General features: G+C 34.5%; 16 protein-coding genes. 15 read left to right on the top strand and 1 reads right to left on the bottom strand.

What is annotated here, in order from left to right:
* The first annotated feature begins 166 nt into the window (after window positions 1-166).
* From JZO69_RS00840 to JZO69_RS00780, 13 genes are all read left to right on the top strand, one after another.
* On the top strand, window positions 167-895 hold the full coding sequence (locus tag JZO69_RS00840) for a winged helix-turn-helix domain-containing protein (protein ID WP_207111018.1): 729 nt from the start codon (window positions 167-169) through the stop codon (window positions 893-895).
* Window positions 896-949: 54 nt separating this feature from the next.
* On the top strand, window positions 950-5,086 hold the full coding sequence (locus tag JZO69_RS00835) for a pectate lyase-like adhesive domain-containing protein (RefSeq protein WP_207111017.1): 4,137 nt from the start codon (window positions 950-952) through the stop codon (window positions 5,084-5,086).
* 13 nt (window positions 5,087-5,099) lie between these two features.
* Window positions 5,100-5,447: an EF2685/EF0750 family sortase-dependent surface protein gene (locus tag JZO69_RS00830; RefSeq protein WP_207111016.1), complete on the top strand. Its 348-nt coding sequence runs from the start codon at window positions 5,100-5,102 to the stop codon at window positions 5,445-5,447.
* Window positions 5,444-6,250 carry a WxL domain-containing protein gene (locus JZO69_RS00825; protein ID WP_207111015.1) on the top strand — a complete coding sequence of 269 codons (807 nt, stop codon included), beginning with the start codon at window positions 5,444-5,446 and terminating at the stop codon, window positions 6,248-6,250. The genes JZO69_RS00830 and JZO69_RS00825 overlap by 4 nt, the downstream gene beginning before the upstream one ends.
* Window positions 6,251-6,286: 36 nt before the next feature.
* Window positions 6,287-7,066: a WxL domain-containing protein gene (locus tag JZO69_RS00820; protein WP_207111014.1), complete on the top strand. Its 780-nt coding sequence runs from the start codon at window positions 6,287-6,289 to the stop codon at window positions 7,064-7,066.
* Window positions 7,067-7,192: 126 nt separating this feature from the next.
* Window positions 7,193-8,338, top strand: coding sequence for a WxLIP family cell surface protein (locus tag JZO69_RS00815; protein WP_207111013.1), 1,146 nt, complete (start codon window positions 7,193-7,195; stop codon window positions 8,336-8,338).
* Window positions 8,339-8,360: 22 nt separating this feature from the next.
* Window positions 8,361-9,029: a hypothetical protein gene (locus tag JZO69_RS00810; protein ID WP_207111012.1), complete on the top strand. Its 669-nt coding sequence runs from the start codon at window positions 8,361-8,363 to the stop codon at window positions 9,027-9,029.
* 19 nt (window positions 9,030-9,048) lie between these two features.
* Window positions 9,049-9,726, top strand: a complete 678-nt coding sequence (gene lepB, locus JZO69_RS00805; RefSeq protein ID WP_207111011.1) for a signal peptidase I — start codon at window positions 9,049-9,051, stop codon at window positions 9,724-9,726.
* Between the two features lie 1,086 nt (window positions 9,727-10,812).
* Window positions 10,813-11,022, top strand: a complete 210-nt coding sequence (locus tag JZO69_RS00800) for a TIGR04197 family type VII secretion effector (protein WP_207111010.1) — start codon at window positions 10,813-10,815, stop codon at window positions 11,020-11,022.
* Window positions 11,023-11,110: 88 nt separating this feature from the next.
* A complete protein-coding gene (locus tag JZO69_RS00795) occupies window positions 11,111-11,278 on the top strand; it encodes a hypothetical protein (protein ID WP_167331071.1) in 168 nt (55 codons plus the stop codon).
* Window positions 11,279-11,860: 582 nt separating this feature from the next.
* Entirely contained in the window at window positions 11,861-13,195 is a 1,335-nt protein-coding gene (locus JZO69_RS00790; RefSeq protein WP_207111009.1) for a M48 family metalloprotease, read from the top strand.
* A 120-nt stretch (window positions 13,196-13,315) separates the two neighbouring features.
* A complete protein-coding gene (locus JZO69_RS00785) occupies window positions 13,316-15,094 on the top strand; it encodes an ATP-dependent nuclease (RefSeq protein WP_207111008.1) in 1,779 nt (592 codons plus the stop codon).
* Between the two features lie 15 nt (window positions 15,095-15,109).
* Window positions 15,110-16,111 (top strand): DNA (cytosine-5-)-methyltransferase, encoded by a 1,002-nt coding sequence (locus JZO69_RS00780; RefSeq protein WP_207111007.1) that lies wholly within the window; start codon window positions 15,110-15,112, stop codon window positions 16,109-16,111.
* A gap of 103 nt (window positions 16,112-16,214) precedes the next feature.
* Here the strand turns inward: JZO69_RS00780 and JZO69_RS00775 are convergent, their stop codons facing one another.
* Window positions 16,215-16,520, bottom strand: coding sequence for a hypothetical protein (locus JZO69_RS00775; protein WP_207111006.1), 306 nt, complete (start codon window positions 16,518-16,520; stop codon window positions 16,215-16,217).
* A gap of 2,283 nt (window positions 16,521-18,803) precedes the next feature.
* On the opposite strand from JZO69_RS00775, the gene JZO69_RS00770 reads away from it, so the two are divergent.
* The gene (locus JZO69_RS00770) at window positions 18,804-19,259 is read left to right on the top strand and encodes a hypothetical protein (protein ID WP_207111005.1); all 456 of its coding nucleotides are present in this window, start codon (window positions 18,804-18,806) and stop codon (window positions 19,257-19,259) included.
* Between the two features lie 69 nt (window positions 19,260-19,328).
* A complete protein-coding gene (locus JZO69_RS00765) occupies window positions 19,329-20,009 on the top strand; it encodes a hypothetical protein (RefSeq protein WP_207111004.1) in 681 nt (226 codons plus the stop codon).
* Window positions 20,010-20,245: the final 236 nt, after the last annotated feature.

Raw genomic sequence — 20,245 nt, 5'->3', positions numbered from 1 at the left:
AATATCTTGAACTTAATTCTTTCAGGATATTCATTAGTGCGTTTTTTTAAATTAACGTGATAAGTATAAATTTCAGATCAAAACGTCTTCAATAGTATTTTGCTTTTGAATGCACACTAAGAAAATTTTTTAGTTCTGGATATAAATTTAGTAGGAGGTACCTGCGATGTACACTATCGGTATTTTTCGAGATTCGTCTCAACCTGTATTGGATTATACCAAAGAATTGGTGAGCTTAGGTCATGAGGTTACGATTTTACAAGTCAAAGATGTAGGTTCTGAACTAGCAAATGTAGATGCATTTATTATTGAAGAATCCACTATAAGTGATTTATCTTGTATTTGCAAAAATATTCTGGAATTAAGAACGAGATTAAATAAATTGATTTGGGTATTGTTGATTAAAAATGATGAAGAAGCAAAAACAAAAAAGAAAATATACTTACAATTAGGTGCAGACGGTGCCTCTGTTTATGAAGATGAGTTTGTTTTACAATTTTCAAATATATTAAAACGGATTGAGAATAGGGAAGAACCCAACGTTTTAAAGACGATGTCGGCGGCAGGCCCCTTATTAAAACTACTTCCAGAAAATCTCAGTGTTTTAAAAGAAGGGAAAGTCGAAATCAGTTTAACCAAATTAGAATTTAAAGTCTTAGAACTACTTCATAATAAGCACGATAAAGCATTGACTTATGAAGAAATCTACCAACATATTTGGGAAAACGAAAATACTGAGAAAAAAGAGTATCGAGTAAGTAATATCATTTTCCATTTAAGAGGAAAAATTGAAGAAGATCCTACGACTCCGAAATTTATCAAAACGGTTCGAACGATCGGGTACAAATTAGCGTTAGATCAACAAGTAAACAACATTAGCATGAATAACACTTGAAGGAGGTGAAGAAACTAAGAACATTCTTTGTAAACTAATGGGGCAGGAGGGAAAATGAATGAAATGATTAAAAAAAGAAAATTTCAATTAGTTGGAATGAGCATAGCCATTCTTTCGATCCTTATTTTAGCTATGTTTTCACAGCTGCATTCTTCTACAAGTAAGATTTTTGCCAAATCACCGATTTCGTTGACAGCTGTTGAAGAGGAACTTTATGCAAATGAAGTATTTCATATAAAGATCTCTGACACAAGAGGTGAAAACGAGCTGAAGAAGTCTGATGAGAGTAGTCCATCAACTGATTTGGGTGAGTCAAAAAAAGAGTGGCAAGTTCGTATTCCTGAAGGAATAGAGTTTAATGAAGCAGAAGAAAGAGCCATGCTTTTACAGGAAGACCCAAAAGCAACGTTTCCTGTTTTTAATTGGAATGAAGAAACGCGGATGTTGACTATCACAGTGGATAGTGATCAATCTTCCCTGAAATTAGCACTATTAGCAGAAAAAAGTGGTGATTATTCACTGACATTGATCGATGAAGCAAATAGTGTTGGTCAAGGAGAGTTAAAAGTTGTCGTCAAAGAATCGAAAGCGAGTACGGACAATAGCCAAGCTCCTGACAGTTTAGATCTCGCTCAGCCGAGGGCATTGAGCAGCCGAGCTGCTGGAACAGCAGAAGTGACAGATTGGCAAAGTTTTGTTGAGGCGATCGCAGATAACACAGTGAATACTATTTCATTACAAAATGATATTACACTGTCAGGCACGCTAAATAACTATAAGGATTTATTTAGTGTTAGTTCAGTTGATTTAAACAGTGCGCAAAATGTTTATTTATATATCAATAAAAATGCGACTGCACGCTCACTGACGATTGATGGAAATGGTCATAACTTTAATTTTGGCAACTTAGCGATAGGATTTTTAAACCAAACGAGTTATGTATCAGGAAGTTCAGGCACTATTTTTGGCTATTGGGATTTAAAATTTCAAAACATTAATATGAGTTCTTCAAACTATTCTGGACCATTTTATATTTCATCGTATACGGCATCTGAAAGTGCTACGAATGGATTGACAGGAACGATTCGAAGTAACGCGAATATTTCTTATGATCTTACTTCAGCTACCAATACGAGAAATGTGACTGACTTTTTAGGTTACACGATTGGACTAAATGATCCATGGGTAACAAATGTGGAACTGTTAAATGATATCTACACAACTGCACCAACCTATTCATCTAGTTATTTTATTTACAGTCCGTATTTACGCTACTCGCAAAATGTAACTACAGCGACATCGATTGGAATTGCTTCTGGTGGTGAGTCCCACATGTATTTCCAACTACAAGGAAATGCGCGGACTGTGAAAGTAAATGGAAACAACTACACACTAGACTTTGGTTCGCTCTGTTTTACTTTCCAAGCTTATAATAACTACGGTTCAAAAGACTGGGATATCCAATTTAGCAATATGACGGTTTATCACGGTAATTATTGGGGCGCAATGATTTTCAACAATGGTGCCAATGGTGGAAAGATGACCATGGATAATTATACTGGCTACGGAACACAGTTTTTAGAGTCGCAACAAACCAATTTAACCCTGAAAAACAAAGTCCATTTAGAACAACAACGTACATGGACTTCTGTAAGAAAAGACGGGACAACGATTCGTACGTGGAATGTGAATAATTACCAACAAGGAAGTTTAGCGATTTCCACAGCTGTTGTAGAAAATAATGCAGATGTTTATATTTCTTCACTTGGATCGAATGTACTTTATATCCCATCAGGCAGTTTTAAAATCGGTAAAAATGTAAAACTAAAACTGGAACGTGGCAATCAAACAACTGCCGCCGAATACTACAATACGAATTTGAATATTTCAGGCGGTGTATTATCTGTTGGTGAAGGCTCTACTGTAGATATCTTAAACCATCACGGGACGTATGGTGGTGCTGTCTATCTAGGATCCGCTTCATCTGAGTTAAATATTGGGAAAGATGCGACGGTCAATATCCAAACAGATGCCTATTCTGGAACGGGAAACAACGATATAAACTATAATCCAATCTATATGAATGGTGGTTCTATTAACGTTTCAGGAAACTTAAATGTTAAAGGAGTAAACATGGGTGCCAGCACAACGGATTTATTCTATGTTGCAAATAACTCAACCTTTATTGTTCAACCAAATGCTTCGTTTGATATTCAAAGCGACAGCACGTCTATCTCGCAATATTTATTACGAATGGGTGGCGCATCATCAACCTTTAAATTCTCAGATGCAAAGCGTGTGAATCTGCAAAAAAATAAAGCATTGACCAGTGGAACAACGACAAATAATGGCTTGATTTGGTCTCAAGGAAACCTAAACGTATCAGTTCAAAATGTTTTCCAGTGGTCATTGAATAATGTAGCTGGTGGAGCTGACGGGGATAGTGGTTATACGTATGAGTACATTCCGATGAGTAATATGCAATTAACCTATGGTAGTGGGTTTAACCCAACGATTACGGCATCTAATGCGATGACAAATGAAACGTTGGCTAGATTTAACGCGAATTTTACAACGAGAGGACAACAACGCGTTCTCTTTACCCGAGTACCAGATCCAAATATTGCGATTCATAGCATTGCAACCGATAATCGTGGCAATAACAGTTCGACTACTGTATCTGGCTATGCGATTCCAAATGCCTATATCCGTATCTGGGATGTACCAGTCAACAACTCGATCACGGCAGCCTTTGATCCATCAACAGATAGCGTAAAATCACCCGTAGAAGATACGTCTACTCCAGCTGAATACCGTACGAATTTTACAACGAAATCAGATGCGGCAGGGAATTGGTCAGTAACTGTACCAGCAGGACATTATTTTACAGCTGGAAGTGTCATTCATGCCTACGGATTTGCGAATCTAAAATCAGAAGAAGTGACACAAACAGTCTTGGATAAAACACCACCTACAGCTTCACCAGTGACTTATTATATGACGAAAGGTGATCCTTTGCCTGCAGCAAAAGACATGGTGAAAGATGTTAGTGATACAAGTCCGATCAATACTGGTTTTGATTACGCCTATACGGATCCTACTGCGGCAGAAACAGCAGCGAATACGCCAGGAACACACACGGTACAGATTAATGTATCTGACAAGGCAGTTGATGCTGATGGGAATCCAGCGCCGAATACCAAAGTCGTTGAGTCAACGTTAGTTGTCTATGAACAAGCTTCAGGTGTTTCAGGCTCTGATTTTGAAGCATCTTATGTGGATATTCGTAATCTATCGGAAACAGAATTAAAGAATTATATCCTACAGCATAGTAAGCCAGATGCATTTAAACTAGCGAACGGCACCAAAACAGACTTGACTCAATTTGTGACGGTAACGGACTTTGGCGGCTTAAATAATGTGAGTCAACTTCAACCAAAAGCCTACACTGTAACATTAGCAGTAAAAGCAGCTGATTCAGGATTACCTACTGACATCACAACTACGATCCAAGTTACCGTTGTTGATGTTGATGCCGTATTATCTGTTGAATTCTTAAATGAAGCAAACCAAGTATTGTCTGGTTATACGGTCAAACTAAATACTCAAGTCGGAGATACGATTGACTTAACAAAAGAAGAAAGTGTCACCACACAACTTACGAATCTAACGAAAGCTGGGTATGATATTGCCGAACGACCAGCCAATGAAACAGCGGTGAAAATAAATAATACTGCACTAACTGTTCAATACAAAGTGCAAGGCGTATTGAGCTTGACCTCGGTACCAAGTGCTTTAGACTTTGGCTTACTAGCTTATAATGCAACAACCAAACGAATAGAAGACCCAGAATTTGATAAACAACTAGTCGTTACAGATACTCGAGCAGATGCTGCCAATGGTTGGCGTTTGACGGCTACACTGACAACACCGATGAAAAACGGTAGCGGTCAAGAATTAGTCAATGCCCTACGCTATGTTACAGGTGGTAAGGAAACGATTTTAAATACGAATGCACAAGTCGTTTACACCAATAGTAAGGGCACAGCAGGTAGCTTTGATGTTAGTGACAGTTGGGGAAAAACAGCAAATACTGACGGGATAAAATTACAAATCAATTCATCTGATACAGTGTATACAGGAGATTATGTCGGCGTAATTACGTGGAAAGTCATGGCCGGACAACCATAAAGGAGAGTGGAAAATGAAACATAAAACAATAAAAATAATCGTCTGCTCTCTAGTTGTGTTGCTAGGCATTTATAGTTACTCAAGTAGTGCAAGTGCGAATGAAGGAACAGGTGGTCAGGTCAATCGAGGGGGGAAGATTTCGTTTTACGAAGAATCGACCGAACCGACCGATTCATCTACCAGTACTGAACCAAGTTCACAGAAACCGACAACACCAAGCGCAACAGCGAAACCAGCTGGAAAAAACCTTCCCAGCATGGGCGAGCTGATGAAACACTACGGCATTTTTGGCATAGGTATATTACTCCTATTGGTGCTACTTCTCTTTTTACGAAAACGTAGAAAGGGGGAGCAAGAATGAAGGTAAAACAAATCGGTATCTGGTCGTTAGCAATTGCCAGTTTGCTTCTAGCTAGCGAAACAGGCATCATTGCCCAAGCTGCTCCTGAAACGCTTGATCAATCAGGCTCAGTTAGTATCAAAGGAAGCGTGGTGACAAATCCCGTAGATCCTGAAAATCCAGGAAATGTTGTTGATCCAGGAGATAGTCCTTCAACCGAAGGCCCTCTTCGTATTGACTATGTTTCTGCTCTTGATTTTGGTGAAAGTAAAATTTCTAAAAATGGACGTAGCTATCATGCGCTTGCGCAGCAGTTTTTTGGTGAAACAGGCCCTAGAGGTAGTTACATTCAAATTACAGATCAACAAGCAGAATCGTCTGGGTGGACGTTACAAGTCAAGCAAAATTATCAGTTTACCAATCCCATCATTCAAGAAACGGGTGAGCAGGATTTAAAAGGCGCGGTTCTTTCGTTAGATAAAGGATGGGCCAATTCAAGCGGTACTAGTGAAGCTCCAACCGTGATGAGAGAAACGATTGCGTTAAATTCAATCGGTTCAGCATACGAAGTTGCAACTGCCAGAGCAGACAGCGGGAAAGGCGTTTGGACCATTGCCTTTGGCGCATCGGATACGAATTCTAGCGATCAACCTGTAACACTGACACCTGTAGTAAATCAAGCAGGAAAACCAGTGATAGACAGTATTTATAATAAACCAGTGTATAGCAATTCAGCAATCACACTAAGTATACCGGAAGCAACGAAGATTCATCCGGTAGAATACCAAACGGAGATAACTTGGATATTAGCCAAGTTGCCTTAATAAAAAAACACACAAACAATTAGGAGGAATAGCAATATGAAAGCAAGAAGTCTTTGTGCATCAACATTAGTAGCAATTTTAGGAGTAACGGTTTTAGGAGCGGCAACACCTGCATTTGCAGCGCCAACTGAACTAACTTCAGAAGGTACGGTAAAAGTGACAGAAGGTACTGCCGGTGGTGGCGGAACTGAAACAGTCGATCCAGAAAATCCAGATGAAGTATTACCAACGCCGGATCCAGAATCTCCAGATGAAAATACAAACACTGAGCAAGGATCTTTAGTTGTTGAGAAAACGACTGATTTAGACTTTGGGTCAGTTGAAACATCTGCAAATACAGTAACAAGCTTTGCAAAACCAATGACATTTAACGGTGGAACAACAAAACGTGGTGCGTATGTACAATGGGCTGATGTTCGTGCCGGAGGTGTTTTCGGTTATACAATCACAGCACAATTAACAAAACAATTCACATCAGGAACAAACGTGTTATCTGGTTCAACAATTGACTTCAGCAATGGACTTGCTGCAGCGCAAGGCGATAATACAAACGCTGTTCCTTCAAACGTTCAAACAGGTTTCCAATTAACAGAAGCGGCGAATGATGCAAAAACAGTCGTTGTCGCTGACAAAGACAAAAAAGAAGGAAAAGGCCGTCACATCTTAGAATTTGGTCAAAGTTCAACGTCACAAAACGGAACACCAGGAACAGATGCAGAATCTGTAAAATTAACAATTCCTGCAGCAACTGCTTCAAACATGGCTGTAGCGGATTATACTGCTACTGTAACTTGGAAAATTACTGCTGCTGAATAAACGTTAAGTACTTTAGTAAGCTGGTGAAATCTTCACCAGCTTGCTTTTTAGATGAAAGAACCACCAACAAACGGATTTTTTCAGCTTACATAGGAAAAAAATAATTGAGAATATATGAGGTTTACAATGAAAAAAAACATAAAAACAACCAAACAATGGCTATTGCCGATCCTGATCGTAACCATCGGTCTGTTTTTTAGTCCATCTACGAATCATGCCGAAGAAAAACAAAACAACAATCCTGCTGGCGCAACAGGATTTACTTACAGCATTACCTTTCCTGATAATCAAATCAAAAAAGACCTAGGGTACTTTAAATTGCAAATGGAGCCAGGGAAAAATCAACAGATTTCCATCGCATTAAGCAATCCTGGTACTGAAAAAGTGACGATTGACGTTAAATTAAATGGGGCAAAGACGAACCAAAACGGTGTCATTGAATACGGTGAATCCACAATTAAAAATGATCCATCATTACCCTTTGATTTTACCAACATTGTCACAGGACCAGAGTCAGTTGAACTAGCACCCGGGGAAACCAAGAATCTGGATTTGACTATTCAAATGCCAGAAACAAGCTTTGATGGTGTGATTGTTGGCGGTATCCAGTTGATGAGAGCAAATCAAAATGGCACGACTTCTGATAAAGGCGGCTCAAAAATCATTAACCAATATGCCTATGTGATTGGTGTTGTGTTGCAAGAAACAGAAAAAGTGCTTGCGCCAAATCTAGAATTAAACAGTGTAAAAGCTGGTCAAAGCAATTATCGCAATGCTATTTTTATTAACTATTCCAATGTGATGGCAGCCTATTTAAATGATATGACAGCTGAAGTCCAAATCAAACCCAAGGGCAAAGACACTGTTCTTTACGAACGCAAACAAACCGCAATGAGAATGGCTCCTAATTCCTTTATTGACTTTCCTGTCAGTATGAATGGGGAACGCATGGTGGCGGGCGATTATGTAGCAAATATTCTCGTGTCCTCTGGTGACAAAAAATGGGAATGGACCAAAGACTTTACCATTTCAGATAAAGATGCGAATAAATTCAACGAACGAGATGTTGGCTTAGTACAAGAAAAAGGACTGGACTGGAAATTGATCGCCCTGATCGTTGCAGGTGTATTAGTGCTGATTATCCTGATCTTCGTGATTATTCGTGTACTCCGTAAGAAAAAACAAGAAAAAGAATTAGCCTTAAAAAAAGAACGTAAAAAGAAAAAACAGCAAGGTTCGTCTAATGGAAAAAGCAGTAAGAAAAAAGATTAGAAAAGTATAGGAGCTGAAGTGTATGTCTGTTTTAGATTGGGTTTTCATCATAGGGATAGCACTATCAATCGTTGCGCTCCTAGGATCAGTTTATTGTTTAGTACAGTTTTTCCGTAAACGTGCTATGCTAAAAAAACTTCCGAATAAAAAATTTAAAAACAAAAAGAAAAATAGAAAAATCGCACGAAAAAAACAGCAGTTGATGAAACAGAAGAAAAAGAGCGTACGCCTATTTTGGGTAATGGCAGTAATAACAGCTATTTTAGCTGGTGGGATGTCGTATCTTTCTTATTATCAGTCGATGAATTTGACAACGGAGGATTCAGATTCGGTTGTGAAAGGCTACTATCTATTGCGAGATTTTGAAGATCAGCTGATTGTAGCTCGTGATAAAAGTGATGATGAAGAAAAATTACAAAAAAATCTTCGCTACTTAGCGACCTCTATGGCAAGCTACGGGACGAAAAAAGCAAGTGATGTTAATTCAGAAGAAGGACAAATTACTTTGAATCGGTACTATAATTCAGTCAAACAATTAGGGATGAATGCAAGTACGCAAACAAAAAACTTTTTCGGCAACCAAGAATTGGTGGACAGCTTTTTAGCCGATATCAAGAAAGCGCAAGTCTATGAAAAAGAAACATTTGATTATTACAAAGTGAATGAATCTGCTTTTAAAGAAGAAAAGTAATCCAAGTGAGTGATTTTCGATGGAGAAAGAATCAAAGCGCATAAGCAAAAAGAAACCGTCAACTACAAGAAAAAAACGTCCTTCTCAAAAAGTACCAGCAAAAAAGACAGGAAACAAAAAAAGACCAAACCATAATAAAAAGACCAAACGCAAAAAACACCCCGTCAAAAACTATCTAAAAGAACTTATCGTTGCTGTAAGTTTGAGTGTCGTGTTGGTGCTTGTCATCAGTTCCTTTTTCCTGACGATCGTGACTGTCCGTGGTTTTAGTATGATCCCGACGTTAAGAGAAAAGGATCGAGTGCTTATTCAAAAAACAACGGACCTCAAACGCTTTGATTTAGTTGCGTTTAAAAGTGGCAATGGGAATACGCAAATTAGACGAGTCATTGGTCTGCCGGAAGAAAAAATTGCGTACACGGATGATACACTTTTCGTGAATGACCAGCCGGTAGACGAAAAATTTATTATGGATGAAATCAATGAAAGTCAGCGCAATGGCAAAAATTATACAGAAGATTTCACGAATCGAACGTTAACTTCGGCTGTTGCGATTCCTGATGGGTACTATTTGGTTTTGGGGGATAATCGGCCGTATGCGACCGATAGTCGGCATTATGGTTTGATTGCAAAAGAGAATGTGATTGGGAAAGTTGTGATGCAGCTTTTGCCGTTTGGTGAGATGAAGAGTTTTTAGAGTGGGAGTATAGTACAAAAAGGATGGAGATGTTCCATCCTTTTTTTGTCCTATATTCAAAGTTAGCGAAGATAAACTAAAGGCATCTCTTGACTTTTCTAAAACAACACCTTCCCCATCATTAGTGATACTTTCTTCTTGAATTTTGGGGCACATATTATAGAAGAACTACTAATCATTTAACCAATCCAACGACATTACTTTCTGATAGTATAATTTGATCCATATAAAAACCCCCCTTTACATTTAAACACGCAAAGGAGGAAAAAATAGTTTATTTACTGAAATCACCGTTATCAGAGTGAGTGCTTCTCCAAAAAACATAAAATGAATATATCGAGTACGCTATCAAAACTGCAAAAAATTGTTTGCTTAGATAGATCATAGAATTTCCTAAATCATAATTAATAGAAAATTCTTTTTGAAGTTCCAATTTTTCTGCCATTGTTAACGTTTCAGGATCTTGAATAGGTAAAAAATTCAGTGTCAGAAAAGTTCCAACAACTTTCAAAGCTATAAATAGACAACTAAGTGTAATGATTAGCAACTTATTATATTTTATGAAAACTCACTCCTGTCCTAACTTATCTTGACATAGATCTTACTATTTCAATTTTATAAGGTTTTATATATCATAGCAATAGTTATTCCCAAAACCGACAGCAAAATTATTACTATATCCATTTGCTTGTCGTTTATAGGACACTGTATAAGAGTTCGTAACGCTGTGAGTAAATGTTCACTTGTAAACGTATGTGACCCTGTGAAAGATCCTAAAGCTCTGCCTCCTCGGAAAGCTTCAGCTTTTAAACGACCATAGTAAGAGCGCATTAAGTTTTCACTGGTTGCTGTATATAATAGTGAAGCAAGAAAAAAGTGTATATTTTTGGATCAATCTAAAAATTGAAAACAAAACACATAATCAAACTGATAAATGTATTTTATAATTTCCTTTTAAGTAAGCAAACGAAACATTTAAAAAATATATATTTACATTGCGATGTTTACGAATTACAATTAAGTATATATACTATTATAAAAACTAAGTCGTTAGACGTTTATTTTTTTATTATAGGAGGAAAAACGATGCCAAAGGATATAAACAGTAATTCCACAGTAGCACAAGCTGTCGCTACTTCTATAGCATCATCGGTGAGTTCGCTAAATCAAGGCACAACGATCACAAAAGATACCCAAACAACTGTTGCAGGTAATAGCAATGCGCAGCTGATGGAATTGTTTGGGTTACTGGTACTTGGCATAATAGTTTATTGTGTCAACAATAAACTTAAATGATTATTATAAAAAAAATTAGGTAGTATTGTCAATATACTCTTTAAGGCAAATGGTTAGTAAAAATACAAATTTTGTTGGAGGAACGATTATGGCAAATGTGAAATATATTGGAAACGATACTAAGAAATCAGAAAAAGGAAAGATCCATACTAGAAATGGAAATCATACAGCATGTGGTGCTCGGATAGATGATAACCCACAAGATTGGGTAACAACAACACAATCAGTTACTTGTGAAAAAAAAGGATGTAAGTAATCACAAAAATATTACTTTTTAGAGAAAATTCTATAATTTGCTAACTTAATACTTATAGAGTGATTGACAGTACTACTTAATTTTTTTTGTACGATAACAGTTCTCAGAAGTAGACGCTTAGGAAACAAATAGACCATTTGGATAAACGCTGACAAAACAGCGTTTTTTCTGCATAATGAGTGCATTCTTAGATAGGAGGATTAAATAGAATTTAACAAGGAGTTTGATTGTTTTGCATGTAGCCTATCTTCGTATTTCTGAAGCTGATTAAAATTTCGTAAGATAAGAAGTAGCTCTTAAGGAATGGCAAAAAATAATCAAACCCCAAAGGCTATTGGATTATCTCTTTATGTTTTATGATGTTGTTTCACCAGTTAAGAGGATAAAGGCTTATAGATATATTGAGAAGAAAGATTTTTAATTATATATGGAGAAAAAGGAGAAATGAATAGATGTTTTTATACTTTATAGGTTTGTCATTGGAAATGTTGTTGTTATTTGTGTGGTATTTTTCTACTTTGAGAAAAGAGCTTTTCAATATCGCAAAAGATCCACTACTAGTACTTAGATTTTTTTTTTAAAATGATTAAAAATCAACTCTTTTTAATCATAAAAGATAGTTTTGGTCTTATTAAATGGAAGAATGAAGAAATTAATAATTTTGCAACTGAATTAAAAAGGATATTAGCAACTAATTTTATCTATCTACTTATTGGTGGAATATTTTTACTATATTATCCTCTAATTTTTATGTTTTTTATGGAGACAGATAGTGGAAATACTTTTACTAAAATCATTTCTTTCATAACACTTTTGCTTGTATTCTCTCAATGCCTATTCTCCGTAACTCCCATATTAATTAATATTCTTAAGGATATTTTAGTAATTCAAAATGAATTTGTAAGAGATAATAATTTACTAATAAAGAATGTTATTATAGACAGAACTAGAGAACTAAAGAAAGGTAACATAATCAAAGTAATCTTAATTATATTATTTTTAGTAATATTTACTTTTACATGCAATTTAATTTTTAAAACCATTGTAAATTCTAATTATGTAATGCTGATTGGTGGAATCATGCTTCTCTTACTTGTCAGTATGAAACTATATGAATTAGTTGAGAAAAAAAGAAAATACAAATTAGAAAAGCAAAATATTATTGTAGATAATAAATATTTATTACAATGGGAAGACGAAATTTGTGAGATGTGTCAGAATGCAAGCGTATATGATGTCGAAATTATTGTGGAAGATAGTAGTGTACGTAATGCATATGCAATATGCGAACGGTATAAAAAACCAAAAATAATAATAACTAGAGCAATGATTGAATATCTTTTTCGTCAATCAGGGCAAAATAGTAGTTTACTCAGTAAGTTTATTAAAATAATAATAGGTCATGAACTGATTCATTTAAAATATAAAGACAATTTAAGTGTTAATAAACGTGTTTTTGTTGGATATTTGTCTTTATTCTTAACAACTACAATTTCAATGCTATTATTGACAATTTCTACTTACGGATTTATTAAACCTTTCATTTGTATATTTCTTTTATTCTTTATGCCTGATAGTTGGATAATTTGTAATGAAAGGTATTGGAGACAAATTAGTGAGCTTAGAGCAGATCGGTTAGGAATTAAATTAAGCGGTTGTAATCCTAAAGTTTTTTCTGAAATGTGGCAACTTTTAGATAGAATTGATAGTGAAATGAGGTATATAAATGATTTAGATGAATCAAATGTTATGTATAAGTTTTACAAAAGATATCTGGAAAATGAAGACCATCCTAATTTAGAATATAGAATAAAATTAATCAATTTAAATAATAAATGGAGTATTATGGATTACGTTAAACATATGTATGTAATGTCTTATTGGATAAAAAAAAGAAAAGGATGGAATGGAAAATAAACATTAACAACCTTTACCCATTAGATAACTTTGAGACTCAGAATTAATACTGGTATAATAAGGTTTGGCTACATTTAGAATTTATTATAATTGATTAATTAAATCAGTCGGAGGAAATCAATGAAACAAATAAAAGAACTAGTAAGTACAATACAAAAGAAGAAAAATAGAGGCGACTTTAAAAAATATATAGATAAAATCTATTTTCCGTATTATAAAAATTTTGCTGAATTTAGTGAGATTACTTTTCCGTTTCCTCTTACAGTTTTTGTTGGAAAGAACGGTACTGGGAAAAGCTCACTTTTGCATGCACTTTATGGTGCTCCTGATGGCTATAACATAAATACATACTGGTTTTCAAGCAGTATGGATCCTATCGAAGAAACGGGTGAGAATGGAAAAAGACATTGTTTTGTTTATGAGTATAGAAATGAAAATCAAGAGGAAGTTCAAGTTCTTATTCAAAGAGCTCCTAGACCCGGAACAAAAACTAAAAAAGCAAATCTTGACTATTGGGAAACAGCTAAACCAGTTTCAAAATATCGAATGGATACTAAGAAAGGAAGAGGAGCTCTGCTAAAAACAGACGTAACTTATCTAGATTTCAGAGGAATACTAAGTGCGTATGACAAATTTTTTTATTTTGGTTCTACAAAAGGCTTGCGTAGTTCTAAAAAGCAAGATTTTATAAGAAACAAGTCGCCGCAATTGAGTAGTGCAATTAATCAAGATAAGATAAAATACTCTGGTAAAATTAAACAAAATGAAAAGCCTATTAGTTTGAATAAGGAAGAATTGAAATGGATATCTTTTATATTAGGATATCGGTATAGCGAGGGGAAAATAATCTACCATAAATTATATCAGGAGTGGGGCTACTCAGTTATTTTGAAAAAAGAAGATTTAAAATATTCTGAAGCACATGCTGGAAGCGGAGAATTTTCTGCAGTGACTCTTGTTCATGAATTATTAAAATTAAAAGATAATCAGGGTGGTTTAATTCTTATTGATGAAGCTGAAGTTTCTCTTCATCCAGGTGCGCAATATAATCTGCTTCAATTTTTATTAGAAATCATTAAAAGAAAAAATGTTCAAATTATCATGTGTACTCATTCACCACAGATTGTTGAATATTTGCCTAGTGAGGCTATAAATATAGTAACTTATAATACTCTAATTAAAAAAGTTGAAATACAAAAATGTTTTGAAAAAAAATTAGCTTTTAAAGATTTGGGAGTTAATATAGATAGATATACAATTTATGTAGAAGACAACTGTGCCAAAATTGTTTTAGAAGCTTTTCTTAGTGAAAAAAAATTATCTGAAGCATATTGTGTTCAATTTTTAGGTGGTGGAGTAGAGGATCTGAAAAAAGGAAGAATTTTGAGTAATAGTCAATGCGACAATAAACAAGAATTTTTTATTTTAGATGGAGATACTTATGTTGAAATGATTTCACCTGAAGATTATACTAGTAAACAGAGTAAGGATATTAATTTTGTTAAAGGTCAATTAGATAAAATTAAGTGTGGAAAACTCCCTTTTTCTTTCGATTCTAATTCTAGTAACGTTAAAAAAATAGAGTCCTATATAAAGTATATTAATTACTATTTAAATTACGTAAATTTCTTCCCAGAAGAAATACCTGAAGATATAATTTGGGATAGTGAATATTTACTTGAAAAAATAAATAAACTTAATTTTGAAATAGATTTGGAAGAAAACGATAAAAAAAATATCTATGCCCAAATTGCAAGCAAAGAGTTTATGAAATTAACTGATGGCACATATGAATCTTTTATATTAGATTTAACAAGAAATTGGATCCAAAAGAAAGATAAAAATTATGACTTTTTAGAAAATGTACTAACTAAGATAATTAAGCAAACTAAAACATAAAGAGGTGAGTAAACTGTGTTAAAATCAATAGACTTATTTTCAGGATGTGGTGGCTTAACTGAAGGTCTTAAAGAAGCTAGCATTGATGTGGCTTATGCTGTTGAGATAGAAAAAAAGATGGCTCAGATTTATACGGTAAATCATCCGGAAGTTCATATGATAAATGAAGATATATCCACAATTGAAGATAACTTTTTCTTAGAACTAAGGGACAAAGTGAATTTTGTAGCGGGGTGCCCTCCATGTCAAGGATTTACACAATTAAATAGAAACAACGAAAAGGTAGGATATATGGATGAAAGGAATGAACTAATTTTAGAGTTTTACAGAGTAATAAAGTTGATTCAGCCTGAATTTATAATGATGGAGAATGTTCCTCAAGTAAAAAACTATGAAAACTTCCTTTTTGTCGTAGAAAACTTAAAAAAAATGGGATATAAAATTGATTATCAAATAGTTGAAGTCCATAAGTTTGGTGTACCTCAAAGACGAAAAAGGTTAGTTATGATGGGGTCAAAAAGTTTTAAAGTAGAGATTCCGTTATTTAGTGATGCAGTTGAAACCACCGTTAGAGATTATCTTTATGACTTAGAAAAAGTAGAGATAACAAAAGATGAAGCTCATAAAGTCTATTCTAGACATTCTGATAGGATTCTTGAAATGATAAAATTAATACCTAAAAATGGTGGAAGTAGAAAAGATCTACCTGTCGAATATTGGCTTGATTGCCATAAAAAGGATGGAGTTGGATTTACAGATGTTTATGGAAGAATGGGGTGGGATCGGCTATCACCAACAATAACTGGTGGCTGTTTATCCCCATCAAAAGGAAGATTTCTACATCCAGAAGAAAATCGCAGTATAACATTAAGAGAAGCTGCATTATTACAAACTTTTCCAAAAAAATATAAATTTGATACAAGTTTGTCTAAAGGTATTTTGGCACAAATGATTGGAAATGCTATTCCACCGAAATTAGTAAAATTTCATGGTGAATATTTAAAATCATTATTATGATTCCAAACTATTTTTAGCAATGATCTGTTTGATTTTTTACAAAATAGTTGTGCCTTATAAAAAGGATGGAACATTTTCCATCCTTTTTATAACATACGAAAAGTCAATCCAAAATAGTTTTATTTTCAAATATACTCCCAACCTTCTCAGCCCTAACCAGCTCCATCACCAATTCATCCCCCAACTCAATCAACCGATTATAATCCTCATAAAAAGCATGAAACATCTGCGCCCGAGCATAATACTCCTTCACAATCCGTTTCTTATTAATCGGCCCAGACCGAAACTGAAAAAAATGATCCAAAATCGCCAAAGGCTCCTGCCAAGAAGCCATCTTCTCCATAAAATCACGTAACTCAATAATATCCTGATAAGTAACTGCCTTTAAATTCTGTTGTTGTTTTTCCATTCTCCCAATCTCCTTTAAATTAAGCAGAGAAAAGCTGGTAAATCTCATATTCTATCCCAACTTTTCCCGCCAGTTTTCCGCTGAATTTTGTGCTTCAGCGATTCTTGTTCTATATGCGCATTGACAAGGCAAACCATAAACCAGCGCTACAAATGACTTTAAAAGCCTCGTGGTATTCATAACGCCTTCTCTCAGAGTAAAACAAAAAAACGATACCGAACCTGTCAATACCGTTATCAATCAACTAAACCAAATCCACAGGTCACTCCTAAACAACCCTCAATCCCAAGAAATTCCCAAAATCAACTAGAATTTCAAAAGAAAATTAGGTACAATAAAGAAGCTAGTGCTTCGGTGCTAGCAAATTGGCAACTTGTATAGATAGCTAGTAGATGTCTATGCAAGGCTTCATCGTTTGGTTGCCGCCAAATGATGAAGTGCCTTTTTGTTTTATCCAGTTTTTCATCGATTCTTAAATTATTCCTCCCTTCAAAAGTAGTCATAGGATAGAAAAAAACGGCATTGAGCAGATGCCCAATACCGTCGACAATAGTCTAATCTCATATACACAACAACCAATCATCACCGAAAAAAGAAAAGATTCCCTAGAAATCCCAACCTATTTTAGGTACAATAAAGAAGCTAGTACATGTTGCTAGCGCTATTGGCAACTTGTTTGGACAGCTAGTACTGTCTTAACAAGGCTTCGATCGTAAGGTTGCCGCCGAACGATTGAAGTGCCAATTTTTATTTATCTTTTTTGAACAGAGGTTGGGGAGAAAACGTCTAGCTCCGAGAAATAAGAAGGAATTCACGAAAAATGTTCTTCAATTTTTTGTGAATTTCAGCTTATTTCCGAAGGAGCTGTTTTTGTACCACCGTTTATCCCAATCTCGATCCTAATTTCTATCCTACACAATTTATTATACCGAAAGACACCACCCACCGCAACGAAATTCGGCATTTCCACCCATTAAATAACACCCAAAATAGCTCCCTTATATATAAGATAAAATAACAAAAAAACTTTCTCATCTTTAACCAATATTCACCATTTCTAGGACAAGAAAGGAGGGACTTGAAAATGTTAGAAACATATGAACAGAACAAAGGAATCAATAAGGATCACGTAGCAACCCCAAGATGGGTATTGGAAAATATATACCAACTAATCAATATATATTCTTTTTAAAATATTTTGTTGCGTTTAACAACTATGATAGCAATTCAAATTACAGGCTGAAGAAATGAAGCTAAAGTACAAAGCTACACATTTATTTGATGATGTGTGAAATGATTTCTTTACAACCTAACCACCAAAATCATGTGATTTGATGATAAGCAACTCTCCTTTTAGTCTACAGAAGGAGATCATAAAAAAAAGCTCTGAACTAGTTGATCAAGGGAAAGTAAAGTCATTCGCGTTGTTATTACGACTAGCTACGTTAGAAACAGAAAAAAGAGCGGAAATGTTTGAACAATATAAAGAATATTTAGCAATATTAATTTTTAGAAAAAGAATCAGATTTATTAGACGTGATACAAATTTTAATAAAGGCTGATGTTGGATCTACTACAATATTGATTCTTTAAAAATACAACCAATTCAGTGGGCCTGATACAATATAAAAATGACGGTTTTAAGAATGGACAAAAAACTAAGAGAATATCTTAGTTTTTGTTCTTCTATGTCCCAAATTTCAGATAGTAGGAGTAACTAACTGAATTGATAGAAGTTCTAGTACCCATTTAGCTTGCATGATATCTTCCCCTTTCTACTATATAATATAGCACTCGTACAGAAAAAATAATGTTAAAACAGGGTATACTTATAATTTATTTTTTCGAATTTTGATTTAAAGCCTTTTTTAATGTGAAGTTAAAGTACAAATTAAGAGAATTGAAATTGAGGGGTAAAAATGGCAAAACTCTGATCTGTTAGAGTTTCGACTAAAGAATAAAACATTGATCGTTAACAGGAAAGGTTAAAAGCTGAAGAAATTAATAATATTTCTGATAATGGTATTTTATATAGCACAACCAAAGTCTAATATGTTATAATATGTCTATAAAATATACCTAAAGGAATAAAACACTTGGTAAGAGGTATTTTAAGTTGCCTTGTAGATAGTCAAATACCTCAATGCTTAAATAATCTGAATTTTGGAACAATTGTAATGATCAGTAAACATTGAATACCTTTAGAAATAAGAGAAGAAGCTTTTATCAAGAAGAGAATTTGACTCTGAATTAAAAAAATAATTTAGAATGGAGCTGTGAACTATGAAGAAAGTATTATTAATTGGTATAATACCTGCTTTATTATTAGTCACTTGGGTGTATACCGCAACGTATGCTAATGAATCTGTGGATGTTAACAAAATAACGGACGATACGAAAATTGATTCAATTCAAAGTGAAGAAACAACAAAAATCTTTACAAGGTCTATTAAAGACATGTCAACTGAAGAACTTTCTAACCTATTTGTTAATGCAACACCAGAAAGTATGATTGAAGTTATTAGCAAGTTTGATCCATTAAAAAAAGTAGTTTTGATGGATGATGGTTCATATCTACAAGGAGAGGTAGATATGAATGATTCGGAAACTGCTTCGACATATGAATCAGTAGACGCAGAAACAGATGTTAATGGAATTTCTGTAAAAGAATTTGAAAATTTAATTATTGCGCATTGGGATGAATTAGAGCAGTTATCAACATTTTATAACAACAAATAAAGAAACTTTTGTTTTTTTATGCTGTTAATGAGAGACATTCATTAACAAATAAATTATAGGAGATGTGTTATGAAAAAAGTGTTATTAATTATTTTGTTTGGGGCATTTGGGCTATCTTTTGCACAAAAAAGTGAGGCAGCAGAGTTCAAAGAACTCTCAAAGGAAGAGCAGAAGGTAATATCAGAGAATCCTTTTGGTCACTTAGGAGACAAGGATAATGTTGTCCGTTTGCCAGATGGAGAATTTGCTAACGGAGAAGTAATATTTTATGAAAGTATTGATTCTAAAGGAGTTATATACGATAGTGAAAATGATCCTAACAATCTTACCGTAGCAGAAGCAAAAGAGATTATGAAGAATGAAGCAAAAGAAAATAAGACTAGAATAACAAGAAGAGTAATTCCAGAATATAGACACGTTGTGCTGAAAGGAGGAGCTTCACTAACGGTATCTGTTGATAGAACTTACGGTGCTATTGCCTGGTACTCATTTCCTGCTACGTATTCAGCAGCAGCAGGGACGGGTGGGATATATTTAAGGTACAGCTCATCGGGTGATTCTTCGTTAGCAGGCACAGCGTCACAAGCTACTTCAACGTTACTAGGAAAAGGGTACTTTGGAACATTAATAGGAGCAAATCGATCATCGTATTTGGCAGGAAATTTGACAATGTATACTTATAACACTAGAATGCCTGCAACGCCGTCAGGAGCTTCTTATTATATACACATGAATATTGCAAATATATAGTATTTATATGATTGTTGTTAATTAGGAATAATGAGAGAAATATTGGAAAAGAAAAACTTTGGAATCATAAAACAAACTGTGTAAGTAGCCATTATAGATAGGTTACTTACACAGTTTTTCTTTTTTTATAAATTCTGTAATAGAGCAAGAAACGATGAAAGTTAGTCTTTTATGGTTAGTAATTTCCATTTTCATAGTGGCGGGTATTACTTGTAGGTGGATAATAGTAACTTAAT

This window comes from Candidatus Enterococcus ikei (assembly GCF_017316105.1).
Classification (GTDB): Bacteria; Bacillota; Bacilli; order Lactobacillales; family Enterococcaceae; genus Enterococcus_L; species Enterococcus_L ikei.
This window is presented reverse-complemented; position numbering and strand designations above follow the sequence as displayed.